Raw genomic sequence first — 24,455 nt, 5'->3', positions numbered from 1 at the left:
AGCGGCGATCGGGCGGCCCGTCAGAATACCCCGGAGCCGGCCGCCGACCGGGGCGCGGGAGGACTTGGCGCCGGGTCAGCCCACCCGCGGGGGCCAGTTGACGATCCGCTTGACGCGCGGAGGCGCGTAGGTGCGCACCTTGGACGTGGACAGGCCGAGCCGGACCAGGGACTCGGCGACCGTCACGGCGGCCGTGACGCCGTCGACCACCGGCACCCCGGTCCGTTCCACCACGCGTTCGGCGAGGCCGGCCATGCCTCCGCAGCCCAGGCAGATCACCTCGGCCCGGTCGTCCTCGACCGCGCGGGCGGCCTGTTCGGTGATGGCGTCCACGGCGGCCTGTTCGTCCCGCTCCAGTTCGAGCACCGGAAGCCCGCTGGCGCGCACCGAGGCGCACCTCGCGCTCAGTCCCGCCACCTCCAGCCGCTCCTCGATCAGCGGGACCGTACGGTCCAGGGTGGTGACGACGGAGTAGCGGCGGCCCAGGAACTGGGCGGTACTCGCGGCGGCCTCGGTGATGTCGACGACGGGTACGTCGAGCAGTTCCTGGAGCCCTTCGCGGCCGTGCTCCCCGTAGCCCGCCTGGATCACCGCGTCGAACGGCTCCCGGTGGGCCCGGACGGTCTCCATGACGGCGACGGCGGCGAGGTAGCTCTCGTAGTTGCCCTCGACGGACTCCGCGCCGAACTCCGGTGTCAGCGGCACGATCTCGGTGCCCTCGGAGGCCGCGGCGGCGGCCTGCTTGCCGATCGCGTCGGTGATGGACTGCGTGGTGTTGACGTTGACCACGAGGATGCGCATGGGGGGCCTTCTGCTCGGGTGGGTGGTTCCGCGGGTCGCCGCGCGGCGGCGGCAGGGGAGGATTCGCGGCGATGGTGGGGCTGCGGCGCTACGGCGGGCTGGTTCGCCGCGACGGTGGACTTGCGGCGGGTGGCCCGCGGCGACGGCGGGTTGCTGCGGGGCGGCGGGATCGGTTCGCGGCGACGGTGGGCCTGCGGCCCAAGGCCCTACGGCAGGCCTGCTCCGCGGCGACCGCGGACTCAAGCCGCTACGGCGGGGCCCGCCCCGCCGCAACCGCCCCGCAGCTACTCCGCCGCCACGGCGATGGCCTCGCCGTCCACGTCGCGGATCGGGGAGGCGCGGTCCGCGATGACCGCGTACAGCGCGGCGGCGACGATCGCTCCGACGAACCAGGAGAACCCGGCCGCGGCGTGAAAGTAGGGGACCAGGGCGACCACGACGGCGACGGCGGCGCTGGGGACGAACGCGGCGACGGCGCGCGGGTTGTAGCCGCGGCGGTAGTGGTACTCGGCGCCCGCGTCCTCCGTGTAGAGGGCCGGCACGTTCACCCGGGACTTCCGCAGCAGCCAGTAGTCCGCCATGATCACGCCGAACAGCGGCCCGAGCAGCGCGCCGAGCCCGCCGAGGAAGTAGTTGACGACGACCGGGCTGTTGTAGAGGTTCCAGGGCGTGATCACCAGGCCCAGCACCGCGCTGACCAGCCCGGCGCGGCGGAAGTCGAGCCGGTGCGGGAAGAGGTTGACCAGGGCGTAGATCGGCGCGACGAAGTTGGCGAGCAGGTTCACCGCCACCGTGAGGGCGATCAGGCAGAGCGAGGCGACGGCCAGCAGGAACATGCTGGGGATGGTCCGCACGATGTCCGTCGGACTGGTGATGACGTGCCCGTCGAGGCTGAACTGGGCGCCGCTGAGCACCGCCACGATCACGGCGAAGAAGAGCATGTTCACCGGGATGCCGATCACGTTCCCGCGGACGATCGAGCCCCGGCTGCGCGCGGAGCGAGTGAAGTCGCAGAAGTTCAGCACGAAGGTTCCGTAGATCACCACCCACAGGGCGGCGGCCTGCAGCACCTGGAGCCACATCGCGCCGCCGGTGAGCGGATCGTCGACGGACAGCGAGATGGAGCCGTCCGCCCGGACGAACATCCACACCGCGAGGGCGCACATGGTGAGCAGCGTGGTGGGCGCCGCGAAGGCCATGTACCGGCGGATCATCTGCATGCCGTAGCTCACGATGAGCACCTGGAGGGCCCACAGGACCAGGAAGGTGATCCAGCCGAGCGTCGACTGCCCGAGCACGGAGTTCGTGTCCAGGCGGGCCAGCCCGGGGAACATGGCCACCAGGAGCGCGCTCAGCACCGCGGCCGCGAGATAGGTCTGGATACCAAACCAGGCGATCGCCACGACGCCCCGGACGATCGCCGGAATCTTCGCCCCCTTGATGCCGAACGCGATCCGGCTCATCACCGGGAACGGCACGCCGGTCTTGTGACCCATGAATCCGGACAGGGTGAGCAGGAGGAAGAGCAGGACCGAGGCGAGCGCGAAGGCGGCGAGGATGCCCCACACATTGAGCCCGAGGGCGAACATTCCGATGGCGAAGGCGTAATTGCCCAGGCTGTGCACGTCGTTGGCCCAGAGCGTGAAGACGTTGTACGCGCCCCAGCGGCGCCCTTCACGCTTGGTCGGGGCCAGGTCGTACGTGTAGAGGCCGGAGCTGGTGGCGGTGTCACTGGTCTCCGCGGACGAGCGGCGGTCTTCCAGGGCAGTCATACGGGACTCCTGGGATCAGGATGCGGGGAGTTGGAGAGTTCCACAAAGTGGAAGCGGCTTTCCGATGAACAGAACGTAGTTTTCGCCAAACCGCACCGTCAAGAGGTCCACGGCAAATGGAATACCATTTCTCGCCCTGTTGACAGCCCTTCGGAGCCTCCCTAGCCTGACGCCCCGCCATTACATCGATGTAAAGCTGCGGAAAGGGACCCCACCGTGCCTCCCAGCCCCTCACGCCATCCCCGCAGGCAGGTCGGCCTGCTCGTCGCCGCCCTCCTCGGGCTGCTCGTCGGCCTGCTCCCCGGGCTCACCGCCCAGGCCGGCGCCGCGCCGCCCGCACCCGAACCCCGTGCCGACGCCGCTCCGGCCGCCGCGGCCGGCACCTTCCGCAACCCGCTCAACAGCGGGCCCGACCCCTTCATGACCAACTGGAAGGGCAACTACTACCTGACCACCACCCAGGGCGGCAGCATCAAGATGTGGCGCTCGCCGTCCCTGGGCACCCTGGCCGCGGCCGACCCCGTCACCGTCTGGACGGACACCGACCCCTCGCGCAACCGCAACATCTGGGCCCCGGAGTTCTACCGCTTCGGCGACCGCTGGTACCTGTACTACACCGCCGACGACGGCGTCGACGAGCACCACCGGCTGTACGTCCTGGAGTCGGAGCGCGACGACCCGACCGGCCCGTACCACTTCAAGGCCAAGCTCGCCCCGCCCAACCACGCCAACGACTTCGCCATCGACGCCGGCATCCTCCAGCTCGGCGGGCGCCTCTACCTCGCCTACAGCGGCATCAACCAGTACCAGCACAACGGGCTGAACCTCGCGCCGATGTCCAACCCGTACACCGTCTCCGGCGACGCCGTCGCGATCAACGCGGCCGGCGGCTGCCCCGAGGTGCGGGAGGGGCCGGAGTTCCTGTACCGCAACGGGCGGGTCTGGATGACGTACTCGGCCTGTGACACCGGCAAGCCGGACTACCAGGTCTGGATGATGTCGATGCCGCTGACCTCCGACCCGCTGGTGCCGGGCAACTGGCGGCAGCACCAGGGCGCGGTCTTCTCCCGGGCCGACGACCGGGGCGTGTTCGGGCCGGGCCACCACGCCTTCTTCCAGTCCCCGGACGGGACCGAGGACTGGATCGTCTACCACGCCAAGACGACGTCGGTGAACACCTACAGCAACCGCACCACCCGGGCCCAGAAGTTCACCTGGCGGGCCGACGGCAGCCCCGACTTCGGCCGTCCGCTCGCCATGGGCGCCACCCAGAACCTGCCCTCCGGCGACCCCGGCTCGGGCAACTACTGGATCAACGACGACGGCCGCTCCAGCGGCGCCGGGAGCGTCACCTACACCGGCGCCTGGAACTCCGGTTCGGGCTGCGCCACGCAGTGCTTCTGGAGCGACGACCACTGGAGCGACCGGGCCGGCGCCACGGCCACCTTCTCCTTCACCGGCACCCGCATCGCCCTCCTCTCGGTCAAGGACACCGGCAACGGCTACGCGGCCATCAGCATCGACGGCGGTCCCGAACAGCGGGTGGACTTCCACAACTCGATCCGCGTCGGTGAGGCGGTGCAGTACACCAGCCCGCGGCTCGCGAACGGCGGGCACACCTTGCGCATCCGGGTCACGGGGGAGCACAACTCCCAGTCCGGGGCGTCCTTCGTGAGCGTCGACCGCGCCGAGGTCTACACGAACTGACCCACCAGGGCCGACCGGTCCGTCAGCGCCGCTCGTGGCCCTCCGTGCTCTCCCTCAGGACGAGCCGGTGGGCCACGATGCGGTCCTGGGGCGACTGCACCCCCGACTCGGCGTCGCCCCGCACGCCGTCCGGTCCGGTCGCGTCCTCGATGCGGCGTTGCAGCAGCTCCACGGCGACCTTCGCCACCGCCGCCTTGTCCGGGGCCACCGTGCTCAGCGTCGGCACGCTGAACCGCCCGCCCTCCACGTCGTCGAAACCGATCACGGCGACCTCCCCGGGCACGTCCACCCCGTGCTCGTGCAGCGCGCGCAACGCACCCAGCGCCAACTGGTCGTTGAGGCAGAGCAGCGCGTCGGGCCGAACCCCGTCGTCAAGCAGCCGCGTCACGGCCCGCGCTCCGGCGGGCATCCGGAAGGAGCCGACCGGGATCACCAGGGACGGGTCGTAGGCGATGCCCGCTTCCGCCAGGGCGGCGCGGTACCCGCGGGTGCGGGCCTCCGCCGTGCCCAGGCCCGGGGCGTCGAACCCGCCGACGGCCAGGACGCTGCGGCGGCCGAGGCCGATCAGATGGCGGGTCGCCTCGCGCGCGGCACGCTCGTTGTCGATGGCCACGTGGTCGGCGCCCTCCTCCAGCAGCTCCCCGAGCAGCACGGTCGGCGGGAACCCCGAGCGGTCGCGCAGGTCGTCGGCGGTCAGGGCGAGCGGGCTGAGGATGATCCCGTCCACGAAGGTGGAGCCGAACCCGGCCAGCGCCGCCAGCTCGTGGGCGCGGTCCGCCCCCGACTGGTGGATCAGGACGGTCAGGGAACGCTCCTCGGCCTCGCGGATGACATGCCGGGCCAGCTCGGCGAAGTACGGTATGTCCAGCTCCGGGACGACGAGCGCGATGATGCCGGTTCGGCCCTTGCGCAGGTGGCGGCCCGCCAGGTTCACCCGGTATCCGAGCTGTTCGATGGAGTCCCGCACGACCCGCCGCGTCCGGTCGGAGACGTGGGCGTAGTCGTTGATGACGTTGGACACCGTCTTCTCCGAAACGCCCGCGTGACGTGCGACGTCCTTGATCCTGGGCCGTGCCACCGAGACCTCCCTGCCTCTCGTGCGGTGCATGAGTCTATGTCCCGGCGCTCGGACGGTTTCCCGCGCGGGGCCACGGGACGCCGATCTCACGGTCACGGTCGGCGCTCTGCCGCCTCAGCTCTTTACAGCCAATGTACATCGATGTAAAAACTAGCCACCGCATGAGCTCCGGCCGTCGAAAGGTCCGCGATGAGTTCTCGTTCGCCCCTCCAGGGGGTGCCGGCCGTGTCCGACCCGCTACGCCGCCTCAGCCGCCGACGGCTGTTGCGCCACGCCATGGCCGGGACGGGAGCCCTGCTCGCCGCCGGGCCGCTGTCCGGCTGCGCCTCACCGGCCTCGGCCTCCGGGGCGTCCGCGCTGAGCGTGTGGGACCTGTTCCAGGGCGGCGACGGCATGCTCATGGACGAGATGATCGACGCCGTGTCCCGGGGCGACGACGGCTTCGACGTCGACCGCACCATCCTGGACTGGGGCCCGTCGTACTACACCAAGCTCGCCATGTCCGCCGCCGGCGGCCGCGCCTCCGACGTGGCCGCCATGCACCTGTCCCGGCTGGCGGGCTACGCGCCCGGCGGCCTGGTCGACCCCGTCGACCTGGACCTGCTCGCCGAGTTCGGCGTCACCGAGAAGGACTTCACGCCGGCGGTGTGGTCGCGGACGCGGCACGAGGGCACCGTCTACGCGATCCCGCTGGACGTCCACCCCTTCATCGTCTTCTACGACAAGAAGGCCGCGGAGAAGGCCGGGCTCCTGGACTCCTCCGGCGCCCTGGCCCCCATGGGCTCGCCCGAGGCCCTGCTGGAGGCGGGCAAGGCCCTCGCCGAGGCCACCGGGCAGGCCGGCATCCTCTTCGGCCACGTCACCGACACCGCGCAGAACTGGCGCCTGTTCGCCGGCCTGTACGCGCAGACCGGAGCCGAGTTCGAGCTGCCGGACGGCGGGCCCGCCCGGATCGACGTCGACGCCGCCGTCCGCGTCGTGACCCTCATGACGCGGCTCTTCGACGGGAAGACCAACCCCAACAACCTGGACTACAACGGCGCGCTGGCCGCCTTCACCAGCGGGCGCGGCGGCATGGCCATGCTCGGCGAGTGGGAACTGCCGACGCTGAAGGAGTCCGGCATCGACCTGGGTGCCGCGCCCTTCCCGCAGGTCTTCGACAAGCCGGCCGTCTACACCGACAGCCACAGCTTCGTCCTCCCGCACCAGGAGGACCCCGACCCGGCCCGGCGCCGCGAGGCCCACCGGTACATCGCGGCGATCCTCAAGCAGAGCCTCACCTGGGCGAGCGCCGGTCACATCCCCGCGTACCAGCCCGTCCTCGCCGAGCCCGAATACGCGGCCCTCGAACCGCAGTCCTCCTACGCCGACGCCGCGAAGGTGGCGGTGCTCGACCCGCCCAACTGGTTCGTCGGAGCCGGTTCGAACTTCCAGAACCGGATGTGCCAGCCGCTCCAGTCGGCGCTGCTGGGCAACACCTCCCCCGAGAAGGCGGTGCGGCAGATGGTCCGCGAGGCGGACGCGCTGCTGCAACAGCCCAACCCGGTGGCCTGACCCAGCAGAAGGAGTGACCGACGTGACCACCACCGCACCGCTCGGCGCCGAGGAGCGGACCGACCCCGCCACCGTCCCCGCGGACGGCCGCCGCGCCGTCCTGCGCCGGATACGCCCCGGCAACGGATTCGTCTTCGTCCTGCCCTTCCTGCTGGTCTTCGGCCTCTTCATGGTCTGGCCGATCGTGCAGGGGCTCTGGATGAGCTTCACCGACAGTTCGCTCGCCCTGCGCGACACCAGCTTCGTCGGCCTCGACAACTACACCGAGGCCTTCGGCGATCCGGACGTCTGGAGCAGCCTCGGCAACACCGTCTTCTTCACCGCCATCTCCAGCGTCCCGCTCGTGCTGGTCGCCCTGGCCATGGCGCTGCTCGTGCACAGCGGGCTCGCCGGACAGTGGGCGTGGCGGCTGGCGTTCTTCGCCCCCTACCTGCTGCCCGTCACCGTGGTGACCCTCATCTGGACCTGGCTCTACCAGCCGGAGCTGGGCCTGGGCAACCAGCTCCTCGACACCCTCGGCATGGCGCCCGTCGGCTGGCTGTCCGACGAGTCCGTCGCCATGTGGTCCATCGCCGGCCTCACCGTCTGGTGGACGGTCGGCTTCAACTTCCTGCTCTACCTCGCGGCGCTCCAGTCCCTGCCCACGACCTTCGACGAGGCGGCGGCACTCGACGGGGCCGGCGCCTGGCGGCGGCTGTGGTCCATCACCCTGCCGCAGCTGCGCAGGACCACCGGGCTGGTGGCCATGCTCCAGATCCTGGCCTCCCTCAAGGTGTTCGACCAGATCTACATCCTCACCAAGGGCGGCCCCAACGGCTCCACCCGGCCCATCCTGGAGTACGTCTACGACGTCGGCTTCACCGGCTACCGCCTCGGCTACGCCTCCGCCGTCTCGTACCTCTTCTTCGCCCTGATCATCGTCGTCTCGCTCGTGCAGTTCCGTCTCTTCCGCCGGGAGGACTGACCGTGTCCGCAACCGCCACCCCCGTCCGCACACGGCGGCGTCCACCCCGTGAAGCGTCCGGCTCACCCCTGCTCCTCGGCCACGGCCGGCTGCCCCGGGTCCTGGCCGGCACGGCGCTCGTCGTCCTCGCGGTCGTCTGGCTGGTGCCCTTCCTGTGGGCGATCGCCACCTCCGTGCAGAGCGAGCAGGACGTCGCCACCACCGGGCTGTCCCCGTTCAAGGGCGCCTTCACCCTGGACTCCTACCAGGAGATCCTGGAACGCGGGAACGTCTCCGTCTGGGCCTTCAACAGCTTCCTGATCGCCGGGCTGGTCACCCTGCTCACCGTGGTGGTCTCCACCCTCGCGGCGTACGGCTTCTCGCGCGGCACGTTCCGCGGCCGGCGGGCGCTGCTCGCCGTCACCGTCGCGGCCATCATGATCCCGCCGCAGCTCCTCGTCGTGCCGCTGTTCGACCAGATGCTGCTGTTCAACATGGTCGACACCTACGCGGCGGTCATCCTGCCCCAGGTCGTCGCGCCGATGATGGTGTTCATCCTCAAGCGGTTCTTCGACGGCATCCCCAAGGAGCTGGAGGAGGCGGCTCGGATCGACGGCGCCTCCGAGTTCCGGGTCTTCCGGTCGATCGTGCTGCCGCTGTCGCGGCCGATCGTGGCGGCGGTCGCGATCTTCGTCTTCATCGGGGCCTGGAACAACTTCATGTGGCCGTTCATCGTCACCAACGACCCCGACCTGATGACCCTCCCGGTGGGACTGGCCACCGTGAAGGACGCCTACGGCATCCAGTACGCGCAGTCCATGGCGTCCGCCCTGCTGGCGGCGCTGCCGCTGATCGTCGTCTTCCTCCTCTTCCAGCGCCGCATCGTCAACTCCGTGGCCACCACCGGCCTCGGCGGTTCCTGACCCTTCCCCGCACAGCTGTACACCCGGGTCCGGCGTCCGAGCGCCGCCCCACCGATCGACTGGAGCATGTGTGTCCACTCACTCCGTACCGCGCCCGGAGTACCCGCGACCGCAGTTCGTGCGTCGCGACTGGCTCAACCTGAACGGCGCCTGGCAGTTCGAGACCGACCGAGGCGACAGCGGGCTCGACCGCGGGCTCCTCGACCGCGAGCTGCGCGACGAGATCCTCGTCCCCTTCCCGCCCGAGTCCGAGCTGTCCGGCATCGGCGACACCGACTTCCTGGAGGCCGTCTGGTACCGGAAGGCCCTCACCCTCCCCGCGGCCTGGGCCGGACGCCGGGTGCTGCTGCACTTCGGCGCCGTCGACCACGACACCACCGTGTGGGCCGACGGCAAGGAGGTCGTCCGGCACCGCGGCGGCTTCACCCCCTTCACCGCCGACCTCGGCGACATCGCCGGGGCGGGCGAGGAGGTCGTGATCACCGTCCGGGCCCGCGACCCCAAGTCCGGTCCGCAGGCCCGGGGCAAGCAGGCGATCAAGTACGCCAACCACGACTGCAACTACACCCGGGTGACCGGCATCTGGCAGACCGTCTGGCTGGAGCCCGTCCCCGACGTCCACCTGCGCCGCCCCCGGATCACCCCCGACCTGGCCGGCTCCGCCTTCCACCTCGAACTGCCCCTGTCCGGCAACCGGCCCGGCCACTGGGTACGCGCCGTGCTCAGCGACGCCGCCGGCGAGGTGAGCCGCGCCGAGGCCCGCGCCGACCTGGACCTCGCCCCGCGCCTGCACCTGCCGGTGCCGGACGACCGGCGCCGCGAGTGGGGCCCCGAGGACCCGCACCTGTACGACCTGCGCCTCGAACTCCTCGACGCGGCGGGCGAGGTGGTCGACAGCGCCGAGAGCTACGCCGGTCTGCGCGCCGTCGGTCTGCGCGGCAAGGCCGTCCTCATCAACGGGCGCCCGCTGTTCCAGCGTCTCGTCCTCGACCAGGGCTGGTACCCGGACGGGCTGATGACCGCCCCGACCGACGAGGCACTGGTCAAGGACATCGAGCTGGGCCTGGCGGCCGGGTTCAACGGAGCCCGGCTGCACCAGAAGGTGTTCGAGGAGCGCTTCCTCTACCACGCGGACCGCCTCGGCTACCTGGTCTGGGGCGAGTTCGGCGACTGGGGCTGCGAGACGGGCGGTTCCTCGGGCGACAACCAGAAGCCCGACGCCTCCTACGTCGCCCAGTGGCTGGAGGCGCTGGAGCGCGACTACTCGCACCCCTCGATCATCGGCTGGTGCCCACTCAACGAGACCTACCAGAAGCTGCACGACCGGATGACCCAGCTCGACGACGTGACCCGGGCGATGTTCCTGGCCACCAAGGCCATGGACACCACCCGGCCGGTCGTGGACGCGTCCGGCTACGCCCACCGGGTCGCCGAGACCGACATCTACGACTCCCACAACTACGAGCAGGACCCGGCCGCCTTCCGGGAGCTGATGTCCGGCCTCGCCAAGGACGCGCCCTTCGTCAACGCCTACGAGAACGGCGCGCCCTACTCCCAGCCCTACCGGGGACAGCCGTACTTCGTCAGCGAGTTCGGCGGCATCTGGTGGGATCCCGAGGCCGCCGCCGAACTCTCCGGCGAGGACCGCACGGTCTCCTGGGGCTACGGGGAACGCGTCCGCAACGAGGACGAGTTCCACGAGCGTTTCAGCGGACTCACCGGGGTGCTGCTGGAGGACCGCGACATGTTCGGCTACTGCTACACGCAGTTGACCGACGTCTTCCAGGAGCAGAACGGCATCTACCGGTTCGACCGGGGCGAGAAGCTCGACGTCGCCCGCGTACGGGCCGCGCAGCTCCGCCCGGCCGCCATCGAGGAGCAGGACCAGGCGTAAGCCGACCCGGGGGGGCCGGGGGCGGACACCGCTTCCGGCCCCCTTCCCCGTTTCCTCAGAAGGGGCGGTCGCCGGCGATGGCGACACGTTCGGCGACCCGGCGCTCGGAGCCGTAGTCGCCCACGGCGTAGTGCTGGGTGGCCCGGTTGTCCCAGAAGGCGACGTCGCCGGCCTGCCAGCGGAAGCGCACCTGGTACTCGGGCACGTGCGCCTGCTGGAATAGGAGACGCAGCAGCCGGTCGCTCTCGGCCCGGTCCATGCCGGTGATGCGGGTGGTGAACGACGTGTTCACGAACAGCATGCGCCGCCCCGTCTCGGGGTGGGTGCGCACCACGGGGTGCTCCACGGGCGGGAAGAGGTCCTGGTGCGGAGCCAGCCGCTCGGGCCCGTAGAACCTCGCGAACCCGGGGATGAAGTCGTGCACGGCGCGGGCGCCGTCGACGCGCTCCTTCACCTCCGGCGGCAGGTTGTCGTAGGCCGCCGCCATGTCCGCCCACATCGTGTCCCCGCCGAACGGCGGGACCTCGCGCAACTGGAGCACGGCGCCGAGCGCGGGCCGCTCACGGAAGGTGACGTCGGTGTGCCACACGTTCTCGTACGTCGGCGCACCCCCGGCGCCCTTGTCGAACCGGACGACGTCCGCACTGGCACCGGCGCTGAGCAGGGGATTGGTCTCCAGCTCGCCCCAGTGTCGGGCGAAGTCCCGCTGCCGGCCGGAGGTGAGGTGCTGGGCGCGGAAGAAGAGCACCTTCCACTCCAGCAGGGCGCGGTTCAACTCCTCGCGCAGGGTGGCGCCGAGCGGGCGCGAGAGGTCGACGCCCCGGATCTCGGCGCCGATGGTGCGCGCCTGCGGAACGACCTCGAAGTGCTCGTAGGGCCGCTCCGGCCATCCATCGGGCAGCCGGCGCAGAATGCGCCGGCCCTCGTACATTCCGTCCTCCGGGATGCGCGCTTCGCGCAGGACGGTGCTCGGGTCTGCGGCCGTGACAGTCATGGGAGTCCTCCCCTGGTGCGGTGGTCTGGGCGGTACCGGGCCATGGCGGTACGACGTCGTCGCCCGATGGCCGGAAAAATGTGAGGGTTCCGGAGCGTTTCAGCGGTTCGCCGGAGAACGCTTCGCCGGAAGACGGACCGACAGGGCCCTGACGCGTCGCGCGTCGAGCCTTCGGTGCGGGGGACGGCCGTTATCGGCCGGAGCGCTCACAACCGGTTCGCTCGGGCACGCGGGGACACTCCGCCGTGGTGCCGAACCGGTATGTGGTCATGGCCCCGATTGTGTGATCTTTGGCCGTTCCTGTCAACGGTGCCGGACCGGCCGGGGGACGAACGGGAGCATGTCGTCGCCCTCGGGCTGGACCACGCCGTAGCTGCCCTCGGGCACCTTGTTCCAGACGCCGGGCAGGTCGCCCAGCGGCTCCGACACGATCAGGCGGGTCTCGTCGGACGCCTCCCGCAGGAACGGCAGGTCGGGATGGAGGGCGCGCAGGCTCTCCACCCGTGAGCTGTAGTAGAGCGACCGGGAGTCGGACTGGGTGGAGTAGCGGAACGCCCACAGGCGCCGCCCGTCGGTCACCGCGACGGTCATCTGCAACGGGTACTCCACCCCGTGCTCGTGACCGACCTCCTCCACCAGCCCCGCCATCCGGGCCACGGCCCCCGGCGGGTCCTCCTCCAGGCCGAAGGTGAGGGCCAGGAAGAACATCATCTCCGAGTCCGTCGACCCCTCGATGTCCGGGTAGAGACGCGGGTCGACGGCCAGCGCCAGTTCCCGGCGCAGCTTGTGGAAGTCGGCGATCGCGCCGTTGTGCATCCACATCCAGCGTCCGTGGCGGAACGGATGGCAGTTGGTCTGCTGCACCGCGCTGCCCGTCGACGCCCGGATGTGCGCGAAGAACAGCGGCGAGCGGACATGACCGGCGATCTCCCGCAGATTGCGGTTGCTCCACGCGGGCCCGATCTCCCGGACGATCGCGGGCGTCCGCATCTCGGGGCCGAACCAGCCGACGCCGAACCCGTCCCCGTTCGTCGTCTCCACCCCCATCCGGGAGTGCAGGCTCTGGTCGATCAGCGAGTGCTGCGGCTTGTAGAGGATCGTCTCCAGCAGCACGGGGGTCCCCGAGTAGGCGAGCCATCGGCACATCGTCCGCCGCCTCCCTGGCGTCGTCAGTCGACCGGCCAGGTGTGGACCGGGGCGTTGAGATGCATGTAGTCCATGTACTGCTGCGTCATGCGGCGCAGCGCCTCGTGGCGGCTCGGCCGGGCGGAGGCGTCGATGTGGTGGAACATCTCCTTCTGCCACACCGCGCCGTTGCGGCCGGTGACGCAGCGCTGCTCGATGATGCCGAGCAGCGGCTCCCGCCAGGCCGAGTCCATGCCGGACAGCTCCAGTCCCCGGTGCGCCAGCGGCAGCAGCCGCCGCAGCACCAGCTCGGGCACGGTGACCTCGCCCATGCCGGGCCAGTAGAGGTGGGCCTCGATGCCCTGCCGGGCGGCGGTGTGCAGGTTGTCCTCGGCGACCGAGAAGGACATCCGCGACCACACCGGCCGCTCCTCCTCCACCAGGGCGCGGGTCAGCCCGTAGTAGAACGCCCCGTTGGCGAGGGTGTCGGCCACGGTGGGACCGGCGGGCAGGACGCGGTTCTCCACCCGGACGTGCGGTTTGTCGTGGGCGACGGCGTAGACGGGCCGGTTCCAGCGGTAGATGGTGCCGTTGTGCAGGGTCAGCTCGCCCAGGTCGGGGACGTCGCCGCGGTCCAGTGTGTCGGCGGGGTTCTGGTCGTCGCAGAGCGGCAGCAGGGCCGGGAAGTAGCGGAGGTTCTCCTCGAAGAGGTCGAAGACGCTGTTGATCCACCGCTCCCCGAACCACACCCGGGGCCGCACCCCCTGTGCCTTGATCTCCTGCGGCCGGGTGTCGGTGGCCTGCTCGAACAGGGGGATACGGCTCTCGTGCCAGAGTTCCTTGCCGAGCAGGAAGGGCGAGTTCGCCGCGAGGGCGACCTGGACGCCGGCGATCGCCTGGGCGGCGTTCCAGTAGTCGGCGAACTCCTCGGGCGCCACTTGGAGGTGGAACTGCGTGCTGGTGCAGGCGGCCTCCGGCGTGATGGTGTCCGCGTAGGTGCGCAGGCGGTCGACGCCGTCCACCTCGATGTGCAGGTCCTCGCCCCGGGCGGCGAACACCTGGTCGTTGAGCAGCCGGTAGCGGGGGTTCTCCGACAGGGCCGCCTCGCCCACGTCCGACTGGCGCAGCGTGGGCAGGATGCCGATCATGATCAGGTGGGCGCCGACCGACGTGGCGCGGTCCTCGGCGTGGTTCAGGGCCGCCCGGATCTCGGTCTCCCAGGCGTCGGGGCCGCCCGCCGTCAGCCGGCGGGGCGGGATGTTGATCTCCAGGTTGAAGCGGCCCAGCTCGGTGGCCCAGGCGGGGTCGGCGATCGCCTCGAGCGCGTCGCTGTTGCGCATCGCCGGCTCGCCCCGGTCGTCGACCAGGTTCAGCTCGATCTCCAGGCCCACCTGGGGCCGCTCCGTCTCGAACCGGGACTCGCGCAGCATCTGCGCGAAGGCCTCCAGGCACTCCTGCATCTTGATCCGGTACCGGCGGCGGTCCTCACGGGTGAAGACCACCGCCGGGACGTCCCGTCCCATCGGCCCTCCCGGGGTTGCCGTCGTCGGACACCTCTCCACCCCAGCGTCGCACCACCCGGCCCACCCCACCAGACGGGGACGGGGCCCACCGCGGCGTACGCGGTGGGCCCCGTCCCTTCGGGTCTGCTGCGGACGATCAGCCCTCGACGCGGCCGGACTCCCGCACGGTGATCTTCGCGGAGGTGCGGCCCGACGGCGACGAGCCGTAGGTCTCGATCCGGTCGACCAGGTCCGTGCCGTCCACGACCTTGCCGAAGACGACGTGCTTGCCGTCCAGCCAGGGGGTGGGGACGGTGGTGACGAAGAACTGCGAGCCGTTGGTGTTCGGACCCGCGTTCGCCATGGAGAGCAGGTACGGGCCGGTGTGCTTCAGCTGGAAGTTCTCGTCCGCGAACTTCTCGCCGTAGATGCTCTTGCCCCCGGTGCCGTCGCCCCTGGTGAAGTCGCCGCCCTGGAGCATGAACTGCGGGATCACGCGGTGGAACGGGGAGCCCGCGTAGCCGAAGCCGTGCTCGCCCGTGGCCAGCTCGATGAAGTTCTTGGCGGTCTTGGGGGTGACGTCCTCGAAGAGTTCGAAGACGATGCGGCCCGCATCCTGGCCGTCGATGTCGATGTCGAAGTAAATCTTGGAATTGCTCATCGCACCATTGTGACGTGCGAGGCCCCGTGATGCCGAACCGGCTTCCCCTTCAGCGTGTGGCGAGCAGTTCCAGCGTGTCGATCACGCGGTTCGAGAAGCCCCACTCGTTGTCGTACCAGGCGACGACCTTGACGTGCCGGCCGTCCACCCGGGTCAGGGCCGAGTCGAAGATCGAGGAGGCCGGGTTGCCGGTGATGTCGGAGGAGACCAGCGCGTCCTCCGAGTACTCCAGCACGCCCGCGAGCGGGCCCTCGGCGGCGGTGCGGTACGCCGCCAGCACGTCCTCGCGGGTCACGTCGCGGGCGACGGTCGTGTTCAGTTCGACGATCGAACCCACCGGGACCGGCACGCGGATCGAGTCGCCCGACAGCTTGCCGTCCAGGCCGGGCAGCACCAGGCCGATCGCCTTGGCGGCGCCGGTGGTGGTCGGCACGATGTTGACCCCGGCGGCGCGGGCGCGGCGCGGGTCGCGGTGCGGGCCGTCCTGGAGGTTCTGCTCCTGCGTGTAGGCGTGCACCGTCGTCATGAAGCCGTGCTCGATGCCGGCCAGCTCGTCGAGCACCGCGGCCAGCGGCGCGAGGGCGTTGGTGGTGCAGGACGCGTTCGAGACGATCGTGTGGGCGGCCGGGTCGTACGCGTCGGTGTTCACGCCGTACGCGAGCGTCACGTCGGCGCCGTCCGACGGCGCGCTGACCAGGACCTTCCTCGCGCCCGCGGTGAGGTGGCCGCCCGCGGCGGCGGCCGAGGTGAAGCGGCCGGTGGCCTCCAGCACGATGTCGACGTCCAGTTCGGCCCACGGCAGCCGGGCCGGCTCGCGCTCGGCCAGCACCTTGATCCGGCGGCCGTCGACGACGAGGGTGTCCCCGTCCACGCTCACGGGGCGCCCGAGCCGGCCGGACGTCGAGTCGAACGCGAGCAGCCGGGCCAGGGCGGCCGGCTCCGTGAGGTCGTTGACGGCGACGACCTCGATCTTGGAGTCGCGTTCGAGCAGTGCGCGCAGCACGTTCCGTCCGATGCGGCCGAATCCGTTGATGCCGATGCGCGTCATGTGCGCTGTCCCTTCGTTGCGCGGCCAGGTCCTTCGCCACCAGGCTCGCGCGCCGCGTCCACGGACGGCAGCGGCGTGAGTGCCACGGTTCGAAAGGATCGCGCCAGGGCCGAGGGTGGGGGCGGGGGCGGTCAGTCGCCCCGGGCGAAGGTGCGGCGGTACTCGCTGGGGGTGGTGCCGAGGATGTGCTGGAAGTGCAGGCGCAGGTTGGCGCCGGTGCCCAGGCCGACGTCGGCGGCGATCTGCTCGACGCCGCGTTCCGAGCGTTCCAGCAGCTCACGGGCCATGTCGATGCGGGCCCGCATGATCCACTGCATCGGTGTGTAGCCGGTGTCCTCGACGAAGCGCCGGGACAGGGTGCGCGCCGACACCGTGGCGTGCCGGGCCAGGGCCTCCAGGGTGAGCGGCTCGCCGAGGCGGCGCAGCGCCCACTCGCGGGTGGCCGCGAACCGCTCGCCCAGCGGCTCGGGCACGCTGCGCGGCACGTACTGCGCCTGGCCGCCGCTGCGGTAGGGGGCCGCCACGAGGCGCCGGGCGGCGTGGTTCGACGCGGCCACCCCGAGGTCGCCGCGCAGGATGTGCAGGCACAGGTCGATGCCGGAGGCGGCGCCGGCGGAGGTGAGCACGCTGCCCTCGTCCACGAAGAGCACGTTCTCGTCGACCCGCACCCGGGGATGCTTCCGGGCGAGTGCCCGTGTGTAGTGCCAGTGCGTCGTGGCACGCCGGCCGTCGAGCAGTCCCGTCGCGGCCAGCGCGAAGGCGCCGGTGGAGATGGCGGCCAGCCGCGCGCCCCCGCCGTGGGCCCCGGTCAGCGCCTCCACGACGGCCGGCGGCGGGTCGTCGCGGTCGGGGGACCGGTAGCCGGGGATGAAGACCACGTCGGCCCACGCCAGCGCGTCCAGGCCGTGGGCCACGTGGTACGACAGGCCGTCACCGCCGGTGACGAGGCCGGGCGCCGCGCCGCACACCCGGACCTCGTACGGCATGCTCGCGCGCGTCGTGAACACCTGCGCCGGGATGCCGACGTCGAGCGGCTTCGCGCCTTCGAGCACGAGGACGGCGACGCGGCGCAGGCGGGAGGACGGCACGCGCCCAGCGTACGCGGGGCGCGGGTGGAATCAGCCCAGGCCGAGGGCGTCCATGGTGTGCTCGGCCATCCGCCGCTCACCGAGCGCGTTGGGGTGCACGGGGACGAGGCTGTGGCCGAAGAGGAGCGGCTCGATCCATCGGGTGCCGGGTGCCTCGCAGGCGTCGTGGCCCTCGGAGACCCCGGCGAAGTCCACGAAGGTGGCTCCGGTCTCCTCGGCGGCGCGCTCGACCACGTCGTTGAGGTGGGCCTGGATGCCCCGCAGGTAGGGCACGTCACCGGCGGCGATCGGCAGCTTCACGAAGCAGGACGGGTCGGCGGCGGCCGGTGTGATCCAGGGGTAGCCCAGGGCGGCCACCCGGGCGTTGGGCGCCGCCTCCATGACCTCGCGCAGGGCGGCCTTGAGCGCGGGGTAGGTGTTGTTCTCGATCTGGTCGTCGAAGGACGTGCCGTGTCTGTCCTTGCAGGGGCTGCCCTTGCCGCCGCTGAGGACGCCCGCGGAGCCGCAGGCCGTGATGGCGTTGATGAAGGTGCTGTTGTCGTTGCCGCCGATGGTCAGGGTGACCAGGTCCGTGCCGGCGCTCAGCGCGTTCACCTGGGGTGCGACACCGGGGTACTGGGCCTGGGTGAAGTGGGAGGTCTGCGCGGCGCCGCAGGTGACGTCCTTGAGGCGGGCGCCGGTCGCGTCGGCGATGACGTGGGGGTAGTTCGCCGTCGAACGCAGACAGAGCAGGTTGGTGGGGTCGATGGGCAGGACCCCGGAGCCGGCGCTGTAACTGTCGCCGAGGGCCACGTAGTCGAGGGTGGGGGTGGCGGCGTGCGCGGTGGCGTCGGCGAGGCCGAGGGCCAGCACACCGACCGCAGCGGTTGTCGCGGTCATGACACGGCGCAGAGCATGCTTCGGCATGTGCTCCCTCTTCTGGAGTGCGGGGTGCTGAGTGCGGAGTGCGGCCGCTGGTTACTGGTCGGTTCTACTTTTAAGTAATGTGCAGTGTCGTTGACTCCAAGTCAACGTTGTTGACTGAACTTCTTGCAGTGGAACCGCTGTTCGGCGAGGTCGATTGATTTTCGATCGATTCCAATTGAGAATCGATACATGCACCGTCTCTTCATCGCCGCGCTCCGGGCCGGCATCGCCGCCGCGATCCTGCTCGGCCTCTTCGGACAGCTCGTCGTCATACCCACGACCGCCTCCGACGAGGTCGACCGCTTCCCGCCCTACGCCCCGTTCGCCGCGCCCTACGTGGCGGTGGCGGTCGTCGGCGTCGTCTGTGTCCAGGTCGCGCTGGCCGCGGTGTGGATGCTGCTCGGCATGGTCGAGCGCGACGCCATCTTCACCCGGCGGGCGTTCCGTTGGGTCGACACCGTCATCGGCGCCGCGGCCGTGGCGACGCTGCTGGCGGTCGGGGTCGCCGTCCACCTGGCCGTGGCCGAGATCCCCTCGCCCGACGACGGCATGGAGCTGATCGGCGCGCTGGGCGCCGCCGTCGTGGGCGTGGGGGTCGGTGCCGCCTTCGTGATGCTCGTGGTCGTCATGCGCGGCCTCCTGCGCAAGGCCACGCAGCTGCAGACCGAGATCGCCGCGGTGGTCTGACGCCGCCTCAGCCGGGCACGGCGTCCCGCTTCCGGTCCGGCGCGGCGAGCCGGGCCCGCCGTGTCCGCGGTCCGAAGACGCTCAGCACCACGGCGCCGACCAGCCAGGTGCCGGCGATGAAGTAGAAGACGCTCCGGTAGCCGTGGGCGTTGTAGAGGGCCGCCACGATCAGCGGCCCGGCCGCGTTCGACAGCCGGCCCAGGCCGTAGGAGACGCTCGTCCCGAGCGACCGGCCGCGCGTGTCGAACAGTTCGGGCGAGTAGGCGTACCCGAGGGCGGTGTAACCGCGTTCGAAGAGGTTCACCAGGAAGCCGAACACGATGATGAGCACCGGGTTGAACGTCAGGCCGTACAGCAGCCCGCACAGCGCGATCAGCGTGCCGAAGGCGGCCAGGCACCACTTGCGCTCGAACCGGTCGGTCACCAGGGCCGCCAGATAGGAGCCGAGCGGGGCACCGACGGTGGTCAGCGCCACGTAGAAGACGGACTTCTCGACACTGAAGCCCTCCTTGGCCAGCAGGGTCGGCGCCCAGCTCGAATAGCCGAAGAAGCCGATGGTCTGGGTGACCCACAGGACCGTGAGCAGCAGCGTCGGGTACAGGTACTTGCGCTGGAGCAGCAGCCGCAGCGGTGCTTTGGTCACCGGCTGCTCCTCGACCGGGGGCTCGGGCTCGGGCAGCGGACCGTGCTCGGCGGCGACCCGGGACTCGATGTCGCGCAGCACCGCGTCCGCGCTCGCGTGGTCGCCCCGGCTCTCGTGCCAGCGGGGCGACTCAACCAGGTGCCGGGTGAACAGGACGAGCAGGATGCCGAGGGAACCCCACAGGTAGACCAGGCGCCAGGTCCAGTCGCCGAGCGGCACGACCGCGCTGGCGACGAGATTGGTGACCGGGGTGCCGCAGATGCCGATGACGATGGCGTACGCCTGGTACTTGCCGCGGACGGCCGACGGGTACATCTCGTTGACGTAGATGACCGCGACCACGGTCATCGCCGCCAGACCGGCCGAGGTCAGTACCCGGAAGACGGTCAGCGACACCAGGTCCCAGGCGAACGCCGAGGCGAAGGAGAAGACGCCGAAGAACAGCGTCGTCAGCAGCAGGGTCCGTTTCCGGCCCAGGCGGTCGGCGACGGCCCCGGCGACGATCGAGCCGAGGAACATGCCGACGAACGACAGCGAGGTGACGTAGGCGATCTGGTCGACCGTGATGCCCCACAGGTCGACGAGTTTCGGGGCGGTGGTGGCGAAGGTGTTGATGTCCGCGAACTCGAAGAAGTACGCGAACGACACGGCGAGCAGGGTGACTTTGTGGAACCGGGCGACCGGCAGCCGGTCCAGGCGGTTCAGGGCGTTGGCGTGCTGCATGACGGGGTCCTTGTCGAGGAGGTCGGGGACGGCACCGGGCGGCTCACCGCTCGCCGGGCCAGTACAGGCGGGCCGGGTTGTCGACCAGCAGCCGGTGGAGCTGCTCCTCGGTGACGGCCACCCGCCGCACGTGGTCGACGAGGAGCCCGTCGTCGGGCATGTGGCCGGTGAGGTTCGGGTGCGGCCAGTCGGTGCCCCACAGCACGCGGTCGCCGAACTCCTCGACGACGCGGCGGGCGTGGGGCACGACGTCGGCGTACGGCTCCCGTTCACCGTCGAGGGCGGGAGGCCCGGTCACGCTCAGCCGCTCCGGGCAGGACACCTTGACCCACACGTCGTTGCGCTCGGTGAAGCGCAGGAAGCGCGCGAACCCGGGCCCGTCCACCGGCCGCGTCACGTCCGGGCGGCCCATGTGGTCCACCACGAGCGGCGTGGGCAGCGACGCGAAGAAGCCCTCCAGCTCGGGCAGGTCGGCGGCCTCGAAGTAGAGGACGACGTGCCAGCCCAGCGGGGCGATCCGCCGTGCGATCGCGCGCAGTTCGTCCTTCGGTGAGGTGTCGACCAGGCGGCGCACGAAGTTGAACCGCACCCCGCGCACGCCCGCCGCGTGCAGCGACCGCAACTCGGCGTCCCCGATGTCCGGCCGGACGGTCGCGACCCCGCGGGCCCGTCCGCGGCTCGCCCGCACGGCGTCCAGCATGGCGCTGTTGTCGGCGCCGTGGCAGGTGGCCTGCACGATCACCGTACGGGCGATGCCCAGGTGGTCGCGGAGCGCGAAGAGCCGGTCCTTGCCCGCGTCGCAGGGGGTGTACTTGCGGCCCGGGGCGAAGGGGAACTCGGCCTGCGGGCCGAAGACATGGCAGTGCGCGTCGACCGTGCCGGGCGGCAGCCGGAAGGAGGGCACGGACGGGTTCGGGTGCCAGTCCAGCCAGCCCGGGGTCTTCGGGGCGAGGTCGGCCATGTCAGCGCCCCTGCCGCTTCAGCAGCGCGTCGAGGCGCGGATAGACGGAACGAGCGTTGTGCTCCTGGACGGCGGCGACCTGCTCCGCGGGCAGCGCGGACGCCTCGACGTAGCGTCGGGTGTCGTCGAAGTGGTGGCCGGTGCGCGGGTCGACGCCCCGCACCGCGCCGATCATCTCGGAGGCGAACAGCACGTTGCGGGCGGGGACCACGTCCAGCAGCAGGTCGATGCCCGCCTGGTGGTAGACGCAGGTGTCGAAGAAGACGTTGCCGAGGACGTGCTCCTCCAGCGGCGGCTTCCCGAGCGCCATGGCCAGACCCCGGAACCGGCCCCAGTGGTAGGGCACGGACCCGCCGCCGTGCGGGATCACCAGCTTCAGGGTCGGGAAGTCCGCGAACAGGTCGCCCTGCACCAGCTGCATGAACGCCGTGGTGTCCGCGTTGAGATAGTGCGCGCCGGTGGTGTGGAAGGCCGGGTTCACGCTGGTGCTGACGTGGATCATCGCCGGGACGTCGTACTCGGCCAGCTTCTCGTAGAGCGGGTACCAGGAGCGGTCGGTGAGCGGGGGAGCGGACCAGTGGCCGCCGGACGGGTCGGGGTTGAGGTTCACCGCGACCGCGCCGTACTCCTCCACGCAGCGGGTCAGCTCGGGGACGCACGTGGCCGGGTCGACACCGGGCGACTGCGGCAGCATGGCGGCGGGCGCGAAGCGCCCGGGATAGAGCCCGGCGACGCGGTGGCACAGCTCGTTGCAGAGCGCCGCCCACGCGGCGGACGTACGGAAGTCGCCCACGTGGTGCGCCATGAACGACGCCCTGGGGGAGAAGACGGTCACGTCGATGCCGCGCTCGTCCATCGTCCGCAACTGGTTCGGCTCGACGCTCTCGCGCAGTTCGTCGTCGCCGATCCGCGGGTCCGGCGGCGAGGGCGCCGCCGGGCCGGCGAGACCGGCGATCTGCCGCTCCCGCCACGCGGTCAGCGCCGGTGGAGCCGTGGTGTAGTGACCGTGACAGTCGATGATCATGGGCTGGGTCCTCCGGGTCGGGTCGTCGTCGACCGCGGCAGCCTCTCCCCGGCCGTGCGGGGGCCGGGAGACGACCGGACACAGAACTAACCTCGCCTTAACAAAGCGGGACGCCACCGTCCGTCCACCCTGCGGACCAGGCGAAACGCACCGCCGGGCGTGGTTTACATTCGGACCGGGATATTCCGACACCAGTTCCCGGACGCGGGCGGCATCGACGCCGACGCCGCCGGAGGGAGACGGCAGGATGCACATACTGCTGGCCGAGGACGACGACGGGGTCGCGGGCGCGCTCGTGGAGGTCCTGTACGACCACGGCCACATCACCCGGCGGGTCACCCGCGGCCAGGACGTGCTGACCTACCACCGCAGCTCCGACCTGCTCCTCCTCGACCTCGGCCTGCCCGACGTCGACGGCCTGGAGGTGCTGCGCAGGCTGCGCGCGGTCAGCGACCTGTCCGTGGTGGTGCTGACCGCGCGCGGCGACGAGCGCTCGGTGGTGCGCGGGCTGCGGCTCGGCGCCGACGACTACCTCGTCAAGCCGGTCCGCCTCACCGAGCTGCTCGCCCGGATCGAGGCCGTCACCCGGCGCGCCGCCGCACAGGCGCCGCCCGCCGCCAGGACCGTGCGCGTCGGGGACGTGGAGGTCGCTCTCGACGCCCGGCAGGTCCGGGTCGGCGGCGAGGAGGTCGAGCTGACCGCCAAGGAGTTCGACATCCTCGCCGTACTGGCCCGCCGGGCCGGGACCGCGGTCAGCCGCGAGCAGGTCCTGGACGAGGTGTGGGGCGACGCCTACCACGCCGTCTCCCGTTCCCTGGACGTCCACCTCACCCAGCTGCGCGCCAAGCTCGGCCGACCGCGGCTGCTCAGCACGATCCGGGGCTTCGGCTTCCGGCTCGGCGACTGAGGGAGCGGCCCGTGCGGACCCGCGTGCAGACGGTGCTGCTGCTGTTCGGCGTGCTGGCGGTGGCCGCGTTCGCCGTGCCGCTGCTGCTGTTCACCGCCTCCGACCGCACCCAGCAGCTGGTCCTCGCCCGCAGCTCCGACCTGGACCGCTTCGCCTCGCTCATGGACCGGGCGGCGGGCACCGGCGACACCTCGGCCATCACCGCCGAGGCCGTGCGCTACACCCGGCTCTACGGCGAGCCCCTCGTCGTCACCGACACCCGCGGGCACCCCGTCGTGCAGACCGGCGGCATGCGCGCCGCCGATCCCGCCGTGGCCCGGCTGATCGACGCCGCCCTGCGCAACCAGACCGCACACCCGGGCAGCGCCCTGCGCCCCTGGTCCCGGGGGCCCCGGATGTTCGCGGAACCGGCGGGGACCGGGACCCAGGTCTCCGGCGCCGTCGTGCTGCGCGCCGACGTCACCACGGCCGCGGAGGACGTCACCCGGCGCTGGGCCGCCGTGCTGGCCGGCACCGCGCTGGTCGCCCTCGGCTGCACGGTCCTGGCCCGCGCCGCGACCCGGTGGGTGGTCAGTCCGCTGCGCCGCCTCGACCGGGCCGTCGGCGAGCTGGCCGCGGGACTCCCGCCCGAGCACACCCCGCCCGTCGCCCCGCCGGGGCAGCGCGGCTCCGCCTCCGTCGGCGGACCGCCCGAGCTGCGCCAGCTGGCGACCGGGTTCAACCGCATGGCACGCACCGTCACCGCGGCCCTGGAACAGCAACGGCGGCTCGTCGCCGACACCTCGCACCAGATGCGCAACCCCATGGCCGCGCTCCGGCTGCGGGTGGACGCCCTCCACACCCACCTGCGGCCCTCGGGCGAGCGCACCTACACCGGTGTCAACACCGAACTGGACCGGCTGCAGACCCTCCTCGACGACATGCTGGCCCTCGCCACCGCCGAGCACCGGGCCGGGGAGCTCACCGTGACCGACGGCTCGGGCGCCCGGTGCGACGCTGCCGAGGTCACGCTGACCCAGTACCGGCTGTGGGAACCGGTCGCACGGCGCGCCGGGGTGCGGCTGACCGCCGAGGCCCCCGAACCCGTGCCGGCGGCCTGCACGGACCGGGAGCTGGCCCAGGTGACGGACATCCTGCTGGACAACGCGATCAAGTACGCGGGCGACGGCGCCCGGGTCCGGCTGCGCTGCGCCGCGCAGGGCCCGTACGCGGCCGTCACCGTCACGGACGACGGCCCCGGCCTGCGGGCCGAGGAGATCGCCCGCGCCACCACCCGCTTCTGGCGCTCGGCCCGGCAGACCGGGACGTCCGGCACGGGCCTCGGACTCCCCATCGCCGAACAACTCCTCACGGGCCGCACCGGCCGCCTGGAACTGACCCCGGCCCAGCCGCGGGGCCTACGGGCACGTGCGGTCGTACCCCGGGCAGAAACCGAGGGAGGCCCGCAGTGAACCGGGATCTGCTGGTGGACGGCTGCCCGGGCCCGGCGGTCGTGCGGCCCCGGGGGCCGCGGG

21 protein-coding genes are annotated in these 24,455 nt (G+C 71.5%); 8 read left to right on the top strand and 13 right to left on the bottom strand.

Annotated elements, in window-relative coordinates:
* Positions 1-75: 75 nt before the first annotated feature.
* On the bottom strand, positions 76-801 hold the full coding sequence (locus ACFC1X_RS12765; RefSeq protein ID WP_376351977.1) for an aspartate/glutamate racemase family protein: 726 nt from the start codon (positions 799-801) through the stop codon (positions 76-78).
* Positions 802-1,085: 284 nt separating this feature from the next.
* The gene (locus ACFC1X_RS12760) at positions 1,086-2,573 is read right to left on the bottom strand and encodes an NCS1 family nucleobase:cation symporter-1 (protein WP_376351975.1); all 1,488 of its coding nucleotides are present in this window, start codon (positions 2,571-2,573) and stop codon (positions 1,086-1,088) included.
* Between the two features lie 216 nt (positions 2,574-2,789).
* Here ACFC1X_RS12760 and ACFC1X_RS12755 point away from each other — a divergent pair, with 216 nt between their 5' ends.
* On the top strand, positions 2,790-4,280 hold the full coding sequence (locus ACFC1X_RS12755; protein WP_376351973.1) for a family 43 glycosylhydrolase: 1,491 nt from the start codon (positions 2,790-2,792) through the stop codon (positions 4,278-4,280).
* 22 nt (positions 4,281-4,302) lie between these two features.
* Here ACFC1X_RS12755 and ACFC1X_RS12750 read toward each other — a convergent pair whose 3' ends face one another.
* Positions 4,303-5,358, bottom strand: coding sequence for a LacI family DNA-binding transcriptional regulator (locus ACFC1X_RS12750; RefSeq protein WP_376351970.1), 1,056 nt, complete (start codon positions 5,356-5,358; stop codon positions 4,303-4,305).
* A gap of 189 nt (positions 5,359-5,547) precedes the next feature.
* Here ACFC1X_RS12750 and ACFC1X_RS12745 point away from each other — a divergent pair, with 189 nt between their 5' ends.
* The 4 genes from ACFC1X_RS12745 (at position 5,548) to ACFC1X_RS12730 (ending at position 10,672) form a co-directional block, all read left to right on the top strand.
* Positions 5,548-6,912 carry an extracellular solute-binding protein gene (locus ACFC1X_RS12745; protein ID WP_376351967.1) on the top strand — a complete coding sequence of 455 codons (1,365 nt, stop codon included), beginning with the start codon at positions 5,548-5,550 and terminating at the stop codon, positions 6,910-6,912.
* A 22-nt stretch (positions 6,913-6,934) separates the two neighbouring features.
* A complete protein-coding gene (locus ACFC1X_RS12740) occupies positions 6,935-7,876 on the top strand; it encodes a carbohydrate ABC transporter permease (RefSeq protein ID WP_376351964.1) in 942 nt (313 codons plus the stop codon).
* A gap of 2 nt (positions 7,877-7,878) precedes the next feature.
* On the top strand, positions 7,879-8,778 hold the full coding sequence (locus ACFC1X_RS12735; RefSeq protein WP_376351961.1) for a carbohydrate ABC transporter permease: 900 nt from the start codon (positions 7,879-7,881) through the stop codon (positions 8,776-8,778).
* 70 nt (positions 8,779-8,848) lie between these two features.
* Positions 8,849-10,672, top strand: coding sequence for a glycoside hydrolase family 2 protein (locus ACFC1X_RS12730; protein ID WP_376351959.1), 1,824 nt, complete (start codon positions 8,849-8,851; stop codon positions 10,670-10,672).
* A 55-nt stretch (positions 10,673-10,727) separates the two neighbouring features.
* On the opposite strand, the gene ACFC1X_RS12725 is transcribed toward ACFC1X_RS12730, so the two are convergent.
* The 7 genes from ACFC1X_RS12725 to ACFC1X_RS12695 all read right to left on the bottom strand — a co-directional run bounded on the left by ACFC1X_RS12725 (position 10,728) and on the right by ACFC1X_RS12695 (position 17,996).
* Positions 10,728-11,666 (bottom strand): TauD/TfdA dioxygenase family protein, encoded by a 939-nt coding sequence (locus ACFC1X_RS12725; RefSeq protein WP_376351956.1) that lies wholly within the window; start codon positions 11,664-11,666, stop codon positions 10,728-10,730.
* Positions 11,667-11,969: 303 nt separating this feature from the next.
* Positions 11,970-12,812 (bottom strand): class II glutamine amidotransferase, encoded by an 843-nt coding sequence (locus ACFC1X_RS12720; protein ID WP_376351954.1) that lies wholly within the window; start codon positions 12,810-12,812, stop codon positions 11,970-11,972.
* Between the two features lie 23 nt (positions 12,813-12,835).
* A complete protein-coding gene (locus ACFC1X_RS12715) occupies positions 12,836-14,314 on the bottom strand; it encodes a glutamate-cysteine ligase family protein (RefSeq protein WP_376351951.1) in 1,479 nt (492 codons plus the stop codon).
* A 136-nt stretch (positions 14,315-14,450) separates the two neighbouring features.
* On the bottom strand, positions 14,451-14,954 hold the full coding sequence (locus ACFC1X_RS12710) for a peptidylprolyl isomerase (RefSeq protein WP_376351948.1): 504 nt from the start codon (positions 14,952-14,954) through the stop codon (positions 14,451-14,453).
* 49 nt (positions 14,955-15,003) lie between these two features.
* On the bottom strand, positions 15,004-16,002 hold the full coding sequence (gene gap, locus ACFC1X_RS12705; protein ID WP_376351945.1) for a type I glyceraldehyde-3-phosphate dehydrogenase: 999 nt from the start codon (positions 16,000-16,002) through the stop codon (positions 15,004-15,006).
* A gap of 131 nt (positions 16,003-16,133) precedes the next feature.
* On the bottom strand, positions 16,134-17,090 hold the full coding sequence (locus ACFC1X_RS12700; RefSeq protein ID WP_376351942.1) for a GlxA family transcriptional regulator: 957 nt from the start codon (positions 17,088-17,090) through the stop codon (positions 16,134-16,136).
* Between the two features lie 30 nt (positions 17,091-17,120).
* Positions 17,121-17,996: an SGNH/GDSL hydrolase family protein gene (locus ACFC1X_RS12695; RefSeq protein ID WP_376351939.1), complete on the bottom strand. Its 876-nt coding sequence runs from the start codon at positions 17,994-17,996 to the stop codon at positions 17,121-17,123.
* Between the two features lie 189 nt (positions 17,997-18,185).
* On the opposite strand from ACFC1X_RS12695, the gene ACFC1X_RS12690 reads away from it, so the two are divergent.
* Complete coding sequence (locus tag ACFC1X_RS12690) at positions 18,186-18,683, top strand: DUF2975 domain-containing protein (RefSeq protein WP_376351936.1); 498 nt, start codon at positions 18,186-18,188, stop codon at positions 18,681-18,683.
* 7 nt (positions 18,684-18,690) lie between these two features.
* Here ACFC1X_RS12690 and ACFC1X_RS12685 read toward each other — a convergent pair whose 3' ends face one another.
* From ACFC1X_RS12685 to ACFC1X_RS12675, 3 genes are read right to left on the bottom strand one after another with little or no spacing between them, the layout of a single operon-like run.
* Complete coding sequence (locus tag ACFC1X_RS12685; RefSeq protein ID WP_376351933.1) at positions 18,691-20,049, bottom strand: MFS transporter; 1,359 nt, start codon at positions 20,047-20,049, stop codon at positions 18,691-18,693.
* Between the two features lie 43 nt (positions 20,050-20,092).
* Complete coding sequence (locus ACFC1X_RS12680) at positions 20,093-21,010, bottom strand: amidohydrolase family protein (RefSeq protein WP_376351930.1); 918 nt, start codon at positions 21,008-21,010, stop codon at positions 20,093-20,095.
* 1 nt (position 21,011) lies between these two features.
* Complete coding sequence (locus ACFC1X_RS12675) at positions 21,012-22,034, bottom strand: amidohydrolase family protein (protein WP_376351928.1); 1,023 nt, start codon at positions 22,032-22,034, stop codon at positions 21,012-21,014.
* A 247-nt stretch (positions 22,035-22,281) separates the two neighbouring features.
* Between ACFC1X_RS12675 and ACFC1X_RS12670 the strand changes: the two genes are divergently transcribed.
* Both ACFC1X_RS12670 and ACFC1X_RS12665 read left to right on the top strand, forming a co-directional pair.
* The gene (locus tag ACFC1X_RS12670) at positions 22,282-22,941 is read left to right on the top strand and encodes a response regulator transcription factor (RefSeq protein ID WP_376351925.1); all 660 of its coding nucleotides are present in this window, start codon (positions 22,282-22,284) and stop codon (positions 22,939-22,941) included.
* Positions 22,942-22,952: 11 nt separating this feature from the next.
* Positions 22,953-24,392 (top strand): sensor histidine kinase, encoded by a 1,440-nt coding sequence (locus ACFC1X_RS12665; RefSeq protein WP_376351922.1) that lies wholly within the window; start codon positions 22,953-22,955, stop codon positions 24,390-24,392.
* The last annotated feature ends 63 nt before the right edge of the window (positions 24,393-24,455 follow it).

Origin of the sequence: Streptomyces sp. NPDC056128, assembly GCF_042263835.1 — a bacterium.
In the GTDB taxonomy this organism is placed as follows: Bacteria; Actinomycetota; Actinomycetes; order Streptomycetales; family Streptomycetaceae; genus Streptomyces.
This window is presented reverse-complemented; position numbering and strand designations above follow the sequence as displayed.

What these genes read in the sequence shown, in the direction of transcription:
- ACFC1X_RS12765 (WP_376351977.1), bottom strand. Translation starts at nt 801, where the DNA reads ATGCGCATCCTCGTGGTCAACGTCAACACCACGCAGTCCATCACCGAC.
- ACFC1X_RS12695 (WP_376351939.1), bottom strand. Translation starts at nt 17,996, where the DNA reads ATGCCGAAGCATGCTCTGCGCCGTGTCATGACCGCGACAACCGCTGCG.
- ACFC1X_RS12685 (WP_376351933.1), bottom strand. Translation starts at nt 20,049, where the DNA reads ATGCAGCACGCCAACGCCCTGAACCGCCTGGACCGGCTGCCGGTCGCC.
- ACFC1X_RS12720 (WP_376351954.1), bottom strand. Translation starts at nt 12,812, where the DNA reads ATGTGCCGATGGCTCGCCTACTCGGGGACCCCCGTGCTGCTGGAGACG.
- ACFC1X_RS12745 (WP_376351967.1), top strand. Translation starts at nt 5,548, where the DNA reads ATGAGTTCTCGTTCGCCCCTCCAGGGGGTGCCGGCCGTGTCCGACCCG.
- ACFC1X_RS12760 (WP_376351975.1), bottom strand. Translation starts at nt 2,573, where the DNA reads ATGACTGCCCTGGAAGACCGCCGCTCGTCCGCGGAGACCAGTGACACC.
- ACFC1X_RS12675 (WP_376351928.1), bottom strand. Translation starts at nt 22,034, where the DNA reads ATGATCATCGACTGTCACGGTCACTACACCACGGCTCCACCGGCGCTG.
- ACFC1X_RS12725 (WP_376351956.1), bottom strand. Translation starts at nt 11,666, where the DNA reads ATGACTGTCACGGCCGCAGACCCGAGCACCGTCCTGCGCGAAGCGCGC.
- ACFC1X_RS12690 (WP_376351936.1), top strand. Translation starts at nt 18,186, where the DNA reads ATGCACCGTCTCTTCATCGCCGCGCTCCGGGCCGGCATCGCCGCCGCG.
- gap (WP_376351945.1), bottom strand. Translation starts at nt 16,002, where the DNA reads ATGACGCGCATCGGCATCAACGGATTCGGCCGCATCGGACGGAACGTG.
- ACFC1X_RS12680 (WP_376351930.1), bottom strand. Translation starts at nt 21,010, where the DNA reads ATGGCCGACCTCGCCCCGAAGACCCCGGGCTGGCTGGACTGGCACCCG.
- ACFC1X_RS12670 (WP_376351925.1), top strand. Translation starts at nt 22,282, where the DNA reads ATGCACATACTGCTGGCCGAGGACGACGACGGGGTCGCGGGCGCGCTC.
- ACFC1X_RS12715 (WP_376351951.1), bottom strand. Translation starts at nt 14,314, where the DNA reads ATGGGACGGGACGTCCCGGCGGTGGTCTTCACCCGTGAGGACCGCCGC.
- ACFC1X_RS12710 (WP_376351948.1), bottom strand. Translation starts at nt 14,954, where the DNA reads ATGAGCAATTCCAAGATTTACTTCGACATCGACATCGACGGCCAGGAT.